Here is a 6,405-nt window from a genome sequence, read left to right as displayed (position 1 = left end):
GCCTCCTCGGCTCTTTGGAGAGCCTGCGGGGTCTCCCGTGACCTCTCTATCCCGCAGGAGTCGAGTGCCCTCCGCTCCAATCAACAGGGTGGCAAATCAACCTAAAGAATTGCCACACACTTTTCTAACCTGGCTAAGTGTGTCGCAATCTTTTTTATATTTTGGCAGGCTGCTGTAAGGAGAACCTGTTCACTTGCATTCTATAATCCCCGTAACCGGCAGTAGCGAAGCCCATGCAGCTCTTTTGAGTATGCGAAGCTTCGCTCAATTTTTTCCTTTCTAAATTTATAAACCAATTTCCCGATTTAGATAAGCGATTTTACCTTACCTTACCTATACCGTAAAGATAACCAATAAAGATCATTTTAAACAAAATTAGGGGATCAGATGGGCGGCCGTTATCTTCACTATATTAAGGGCGAACTTTTCCAAGAAGAAACGAAAAATCAATATATTTATCAATCAAACGAAGGAGGTGAACATCAGGAACTAATTCATCAATAGACACAAATTCATATTCACTTTGGGAAAATTCTCTTGGTTTAAACATAGATTTCACCACTTATTTTTTTATTTTTTTGGTTGTGTGAGGACATTATTGAATTTGCACCTGTTGATTGGAGCGGAAGGCGCGAAGACTCCTGCGGGAGTACGGGCAGGGGAGACCCCACAGGCGCGCATTAGCGCCGAGGAGGCTCCCCGGCACGCCCGCGGAAAGCGAAGCGCCTGTAGCGCAAATCAACAGACATGTTGCATGAAAAATATTATAACAAAATAACGTAGTGAAATGTTAAAGTAACATAAAAAAATAAAGGCTGTCGAAGGTTTTTCGACAGCCTGAGAAGCATCCATTGTGCGGCTTTTTGTTATACATTCTTTTCCTTTTGTTTAGCAGTTGATGTCATCCCACCAGAAAGGACAAATTTCATTGCATCCTCTGGTTTGACATTGATTATTTCCACTTGGTCCTTGGGGATTAAAAAGGTAAATCCAGCAACTTGGAATGTTTGTGGGATATAGACAGCTACATGTTCCTTTAATGGGCTATAAAAATCCTCTAATTGCTCCGAAGTGATAAAACCGAGACTTCTCATTTCTGTTCCCGGGATAACAACTAATGCAACTTTGGAAAAAGATTTCTTATCGCCAAGGAAGGATTGAACCGTATCCTTTATAACAGAATAGATGGTTTTGACAACTGGAATTTTCTCGAAAAAACGATCAATTAATTTGATAATTTTTCCAGTGAAATACTTTGTAGACAACCAACCTAAAAGGGTAATCACAATTATCGTTGTAAGCAAGCCTATGCCCGGGATGTAATCTCCCCTGAAATAGGGCTTTAGCGTATTACCTAACAATCCGTCTAAAAACATGAAGGTTTTATAAATAACATAAATTACAAGAATAATCGGCACAATTGTCAATATCCCATTAATAAAGTTTTTCAAAATCGTTTTCATCATATCACCTACAAATTTATCATTGTCTCTCATAATATAGGCGAATGCACATACAGGTCAAGTATCTAGTTCATAAAGTAACATTGGAAAGAAACAAATACTCGAGGAGTGAATGTGTATGTATGGATATGGTGGATATGGTGGATATGGTGGATTTGATGGGTGTTGCGGTTACCCTGCTGCTGCAGGATGTGGAGTGGGCTTTGGCTTTGGGGGCTTTGCATTAATCGTCGTCTTATTTATTTTGCTAATCATTATCGGTGCAAGCTGGAACTTTTGATAAAAAGAAATAGGCTGACGCAAGGATACGTTCCGAACGTCAGCCTTTTTTATTTCGGGCAGGAATGAGAGAGAATATTTTTTACAGGTTTTTTTTTACAAATTGCCTATTCATTTGATAAAATAAACTTTAAATAGAGGTTTTTCAGAATGTTGCAAAAAAATACATAAAGGAATTTAGTTGTATGTAACTAGAGATTATGAAAGTCGAAAGGTAAAAAATAATTTACTGGATAATTGTAAATATCTTTCGGCTTCAATTGAATTTTTTTAATGTATTCATAGATTTCATTCCTTAAGTATTCTAAGAGTATTCGATAATAATTGCAGCAGATTGAAAAAGAAAGGTTTTATTCCTACTTGTTATCTTTAGCATCAAGCTATTGCCTATTAAATTTAATGAGGCTGATGAGCTATAAATAAGATGAAAGAAACAAAATATGAATCATACACTTTTAATATGGCTTGACTAAATTTAATTAGAAAAGTGGTGTCACCAGTGGAGAAATCATTTTTAATAAAACCAGTTCTTGATGAAACATACCCTGTCATCGAGTATGGCAAAGGGATCTTTTTATTTGATAAGGAAGGAAAAAAATATTTAGACGCGGCTTCCGGTGCGGTTACTGCCAATATTGGTCATGGGGTAACCGAGATTATTGAGGCGATGCAGGAACAGGCGAAAAAAGTATCGTTTGTGTATCGCTCACAATTTACGAGTGATGTAGCTGAGATGCTGGCCAAAAAAATTGCCGAATGGACACCGGGGGATCTTAATTGGAGTTTTTTTGTTAACAGCGGATCAGAAGCGACAGAAACGGCGATGAAAATGGCAATTCAATATTGGCAGGAAAAAGGAATTAAAACGAAGATAAAGGTGTTATCGAGATGGGTAAGTTATCATGGCATAACATTAGGAGCGCTGTCCTTATCAGGGCATACCGGCAGAAGAGCCCGATTTGTTCCGCTGTTGGAGGATTTTCCGGTCATTAACCCTCCGTATTGTTACCGTTGCCCCTATAACCTTGAAGCTCCCTCTTGCGGCTATCTTTGTGCCCATGAGTTAGAAACAGCCATTAAGCGGATTGGTGCTGATCAAATCGCAGCCTTCATGGCTGAACCAGTGATTGGAGCAGCAGGAGGAGCGATTGCACCGCCAAAGGATTATTTTAAAACCATTAAAAAAATCTGTGAAGACCATGACATCCTTTTTATTGCTGACGAAGTGATGACGGGTTACGGACGGACTGGAACGATGCTTGCAAGTGAGCACTGGGGTGTTATTCCTGATATTGTAGCGTTAGGAAAAGGCATGGGTGCAGGTTATGCACCCATTGCCGCAGCTGTCGCGAGTGAAAAGGTTATGGAGCCAATATTATCTGGCTCAAAGTCAGTTATGAGCGGTCATACATTAAGCGCCAACCCCCAATCTTGTGCCGTTTCCTTAGCGGTGCTGGAATACTTAGAAAAAAACAAGATAATCAACAAAGTAGAAGGCAGAGGCAATTACTTGAAATACCAGCTTGAAAAATTACAGGATCAATTTTCTTTTATTGGAGATGTCCGCGGCAAAGGCTTGTTACTTGGAATAGAATTTGTCGAAGACCAAAGCACTAAATTCCCATTTCCTCGTAACGCTTTGATTACACAAAAAATGGTGGCTTTAGCTAAGGAAAAAGGGCTCCTGGTTTACCCGGCGGGTGCGGGAATTGATGGGATAAATGGTGATTCAATCATTATTTCTCCTCCGTTAACGATTACCGAAAGAGAAATTGATCTATTGGTGCATTTATTAACAGAAACATTTGAAGTCTTTTCAAACCAAATAAACGCAGGGATGGCTGGGGATAAATAGATGGAAAATCCATTTGGGAAAATTACAACCATAGCGAGTGTCTTAGAATTATTTCATGATGGAATGACATTGATGTTTGGGGGGTTTGGCGGGGTTGGATCCCCACCGACAATCATTGATGGAATTCTTGAAAAAGGTATTCGGGAGCTGACGTTGATTGGTAATGATACAGGTTTTCCACACATTGGCATCGGAAAATTAGTAAGCCACGAAAGAGCTGTTAAAGTGATTGCCTCGCATATTGGCTCAAACCCGCTTGCTGGTCAGCTGATGCATGACGGAAAGCTTGAAGTGGAATTTTCGCCGCAGGGTATCTTAGCCGAAAGAATCAGGGCGGGTGGTGTTGGTTTAGCTGCTGTTTTATCTGATATCGGGATGGATAATGAGATGGTCTCAAAAGATAAACCCCGGTTTAATCTTGATGGAAAAGACTATCTGATTGAGAGCGCATTAACGGCAGAGGTGGCGATTGTTTATGCGAAAAAGGCAGATGAGTTTGGAAACTTAATCTACGACAAAAGTGCCCGTAATACCAATCCGCTCGTTGCGATGGCAGGAAATATAACGATTGCAGAGGTGGAAGAAATCGTTCCAATCGGAAGTCTTAACCCGGAAGAAATCATTACTCCGGGAGTATTCGTTGATTATCTGATTCCATCGAAGGGGGTGAATTGGAAATGGGCATGGGAATAGATAGTCGAAACCAAATGGCCAAAAGGGCTGCGGAGGAAATTACCAATGGAATGGTTGTCAATCTTGGTATCGGTATTCCCTCGCTCGTACCCAACCATTTATCAAAAGGGACTAAGGTTATGTTTCATGCAGAAAACGGTATTACCGGAATGGGACCCTCTCCCATCAAAGGTGAAGAAGACGAAAATTTATGCAATGCGGGAGGATTTCCAATCACGCTGAACAGTGGAGGTTCATATTGCGATAGTGCGATTGCCTTTGGAATGATTCGCAGAGGAAGAGTGGATATTACCATTTTAGGTTCGCTACAAGTCAGTCAATATGGCGACCTTGCTAACTGGATTGTACCAGGAAAAAAAGTCCCCGGAATGGGAGGAGCGATGGAGCTTGCTCAAAAGGCGAAAAAAGTGATTGTTGTCATGAGCCATTGTGATAAACAGGGAAAGCCGAAAATCGTCAGCAACTGCTCGCTACCATTAACATCAGCTGCTTGTGTTGACCTTATTATCACGGATTTAGCTGTTTTCAAGGTAACTGAGGAAGGGTTGCTTTTGACTGAGCTGTTTGCTCCTTATAGTTTAGATTATGTCATGAATAAAACTGGATGTGAATTTAAGATTTGTGAAAATGTCCGCAAACTATCTTACTAAACAGGGACCATGGCTGAAAGGAGTGAAACATTTGGTGAAAAATGAAATCCGTATTAAGCAGTGGCTAAAGGAAAATCGTGCTAGAGGCGCTAGACTTTTACAAATACTCGTACGGGAAAATAGCACGAGGGGAAATGAAAGTAGCACTCAAGCGATCATTATCGAAAAATGCCGTCAGCTGGGTTTAATACTCGATATTTGGGAAATAGGCGGCAACAAACTGAAAAACCACCCTGCCTTTTGCTGCGACCGTAAAAGCTTCGATGGAAATCCTAACTTAGTCGCAGTGTTAAAAGGATTAGGCGGCGGAAAATCCATTATTTTAAATGGTCATATTGATGTAGTTCCGGTTGGAGATGAGATGAACTGGAAACATGACCCATTTAGTGGGGAGATTGAGTGTGGCAGGCTTTATGGAAGAGGAGCAACAGATATGAAGGGGGGGAATGTTGCTCTATTAATGGCGATTGAATCTTTAATTGCAAACGGAATAAAACTTAAAGGGGACGTTATTTTTCAAAGTGTGATTGAAGAGGAAAGCGGCGGAGCAGGTACTCTTGCAGCGGTATTACGAGGGTATCAAGCCGATGGGGCGATTATTCCTGAACCAACTAATATGAAAATATTTCCAAAACAGCAGGGATCAATGTGGTTTCGAATCACCGTAAAAGGGAGGGCCGCACATGGTGGAACACGGTACGAAGGGGTAAGTGCAATTGAAAAGGCAGTTTTGGTTATTCAAAGGTTACAACAATTAGAAAAAGATAGAAATGCTATGGTTTCTGACCCTCTCTTCGAAAAAATACCCATTCCAATTCCAATTAATATCGGGAAGATTTCAAGTGGTGAATGGCCTTCTTCGGTGCCTGACACCGCTATCCTAGAGGGTAGGATGGGGGTATCCCCGGAAGAAACCATTCAATCAGCGCAAACGGTAATGGAGGAATGTTTGCAGGAAATGAATGAGCAAGATGAGTGGTTTATTAAAAACCCCGTTCAAATTGAGTGGTTTGGGGGCCGATGGATTCCTGGCAGTCTTGACAGTGATCATCCTTTAATCAATGAACTTACCAGGAGTTTCATAGAAGTAAAAGGGGATAATCCTACCATTGAAGCAAGTCCGTGGGGTACAGACGGTGGCATCCTTTCCAGTGTCGGGAACACTCCCACAGTTGTTTTCGGACCAGGTATTACAGAAACTGCTCACGATGCGAATGAACACATTGTCCTTGAAGATATGTTTGCTGTTAGCGAGATTATTGCCCTCACACTTTTGAGTTGGTGCGGGACAGCTGAAGCTTCTAATGAAAATAAATAAGCAATATTTTCCAAATATCATTAAAAGATTGATATAATAGCGATATATGGAAAGAATAATAGAATGTCTGGGAAGGAATTAAATAGGCCATCGAGGAAATGAACAAGCTTAGTTAATCAGTTCTAAAATGGTGGGAAATGTCTGGCT

7 protein-coding genes and 1 pseudogene are annotated in these 6,405 nt (G+C 40.8%); 5 read left to right on the top strand and 3 right to left on the bottom strand.

Annotation, left to right across the window (positions count from 1 at the left end; all coding sequences use genetic code 11):
- Positions 1-101 precede the first annotated feature (101 nt).
- The 3 genes and pseudogenes from M5A78_RS25070 to M5A78_RS23650 form a co-directional block, all read right to left on the bottom strand.
- A pseudogene (locus M5A78_RS25070) lies at positions 102-302 on the bottom strand (transposase); the annotation flags it as partial.
- A 110-nt stretch (positions 303-412) separates the two neighbouring features.
- Positions 413-550: a hypothetical protein gene (locus M5A78_RS25065; protein ID WP_406603742.1), complete on the bottom strand. Its 138-nt coding sequence runs from the start codon at positions 548-550 to the stop codon at positions 413-415.
- 316 nt (positions 551-866) lie between these two features.
- The gene (locus tag M5A78_RS23650) at positions 867-1,463 is read right to left on the bottom strand and encodes a DUF502 domain-containing protein (RefSeq protein ID WP_248737726.1); all 597 of its coding nucleotides are present in this window, start codon (positions 1,461-1,463) and stop codon (positions 867-869) included.
- Between the two features lie 118 nt (positions 1,464-1,581).
- Here M5A78_RS23650 and M5A78_RS25060 point away from each other — a divergent pair, with 118 nt between their 5' ends.
- From M5A78_RS25060 to M5A78_RS23625, 5 genes are all read left to right on the top strand, one after another.
- Positions 1,582-1,743, top strand: a complete 162-nt coding sequence (locus M5A78_RS25060; protein ID WP_248737721.1) for a YjcZ family sporulation protein — start codon at positions 1,582-1,584, stop codon at positions 1,741-1,743.
- 498 nt (positions 1,744-2,241) lie between these two features.
- Positions 2,242-3,597 carry an aspartate aminotransferase family protein gene (locus M5A78_RS23640; RefSeq protein ID WP_248737720.1) on the top strand — a complete coding sequence of 452 codons (1,356 nt, stop codon included), beginning with the start codon at positions 2,242-2,244 and terminating at the stop codon, positions 3,595-3,597.
- Positions 3,598-4,290 carry a CoA transferase subunit A gene (locus M5A78_RS23635; protein ID WP_248737719.1) on the top strand — a complete coding sequence of 231 codons (693 nt, stop codon included), beginning with the start codon at positions 3,598-3,600 and terminating at the stop codon, positions 4,288-4,290. It abuts the gene before it with no gap.
- Positions 4,275-4,940, top strand: coding sequence for a 3-oxoacid CoA-transferase subunit B (locus M5A78_RS23630; RefSeq protein WP_248737718.1), 666 nt, complete (start codon positions 4,275-4,277; stop codon positions 4,938-4,940). The genes M5A78_RS23635 and M5A78_RS23630 overlap by 16 nt, the downstream gene beginning before the upstream one ends.
- A 34-nt stretch (positions 4,941-4,974) precedes the next feature.
- Positions 4,975-6,258, top strand: coding sequence for a peptidase (locus M5A78_RS23625; RefSeq protein WP_406603745.1), 1,284 nt, complete (start codon positions 4,975-4,977; stop codon positions 6,256-6,258).
- The last annotated feature ends 147 nt before the right edge of the window (positions 6,259-6,405 follow it).

Source organism: Neobacillus rhizosphaerae (assembly GCF_937468385.1).
GTDB lineage: Bacteria > Bacillota > Bacilli > Bacillales > Cytobacillaceae > Neobacillus > Neobacillus rhizosphaerae.
The sequence above is the reverse complement of the archived record's forward strand: the minus strand, read 5'-3'. Positions and strand labels throughout refer to the sequence as shown.